This is a genomic window from Arthrobacter sp. P1_B11, assembly GCF_056406715.1.
Genome location: NZ_JBFTZQ010000059.1, coordinates 1 through 1,373, shown reverse-complemented (window position 1 = coordinate 1,373; position 1,373 = coordinate 1). Strand labels below are relative to the sequence as shown.

Genomic DNA, 1,373 nt, shown 5'->3' with positions numbered 1-1,373 from the left:
CATGGACAACACACCAGTTTTGACCCCGGCTGACCGGCGGCGCGCGATCAGCGCCGGAGCCATCGGTAATTTCATCGAGTGGTTCGACTTCATTGCGTACGGCTCAGTGGCAGTGTTTCTTGCGCCACTCTTCTTCCCATCGACAGACCCATTGACGTCTCTGCTCTCGGTGTTCGCCGCGTTTGCGGTCGCTTTCGTGGCCCGGCCGCTGGGCGGGGTGATCTGGGGCTATATCGGTGACCGGTGGGGCCGCAAGGCCGCCTTGTCCAGCGGAGTGCTGGTGATGAGCGGCGCGACGGCGTGCATGGGGCTGCTTCCCACCTCTGAAACGGTTGGCTGGGTCGCAGCTCTGCTCCTCGTGATACTGCGATGCGCTCAAGGGCTGGCGGCAGGCGCCGAATGGTCAGGTTCGGCCGTGTTCCTGGTCGAGTTCGGGGATAAGAAGCGCCGGGCATTCTTTGCCAGCCTTTCACCCACCGGGGCCTCCCTAGGCGCCCTGGCAGGTATCAGTGTGGTTGCGCTGCTCACTGCCGTCCTTGGCACCGAGACCGTCGCCGACTGGGGCTGGCGCATCCTGTTCCTTATCGCAGCTCCATTGGGCCTTGTTGGCTTCTACATCCGGGGCCGGCTTCATGACACCCCCGCCTTCGAAACGCTGAAAAAAGAAGGCGCCGTCGAGAAGGCCCCCATCCGCGAGGCCCTCCGCACCCATAAGAAGGGAATCTTCCTTCTGTTCGTAATGGCCGCCTGCTCGAACACCGCGACCTACGCGATGGTCACCTTCATGGTCAGCTACCTGCGCAACACGGTCGGGATCTCTGCGGGCACCGCGCTGTTCACCAACGCCATCGCCGTGGCCTTCATTGCCATCGGAACCCTCACCGGCGGCGTTCTCGCCGACCGCTTCGGCCGCAGGCCCGTCTACCTCTGGTCCGTCGGCTCGCTCGTGCTGCTCAGCGTTCCAATGTTCATGCTCGTCAATCTCGGCAACATGGCCGCCCTGATCATCGGCCAGTGCCTGCTGGCGTTCGTAATCGGCTCAATGCTTGCCCCCATCTCCGTGCTCTGCATCGAACTCTTCCCGGCACGCATGCGCTACGCCGCATCAGCACTGGGATACAGCATCGGCGCCGGCATCCTGGGCGGAGCATCCCCACTGATCTCCACCGCCCTGATCGGCGCCACCGGCTCCACCCTCGCCCCGGCCTTCTATCTCGGCGGCGTCTCCCTCATCGCCTTCCTGATCGTAGCCAAACTGCTCCGCGAAACAGTGAACATGCCCTTCGGCGAAAAAGCAGAAGACCTCGCAACAGCAAAAGTCCTCTAAACCACACCTCGCAACAGCAAAAGTCCTCTAAACCACACCGACCGAC

The 1,373-nt window shown here is 62.9% G+C and carries 1 protein-coding gene; it reads left to right on the top strand.

The genetic code is table 11. The annotated features are described in order from the left end of the window. Nucleotides 1–1,327: MFS transporter (locus AC1D14_RS22540; RefSeq protein WP_476969230.1), on the top strand; the 1,327-nt coding region annotated here is incomplete at its 5' end. Nucleotides 1,328–1,373 lie beyond the last annotated feature (46 nt).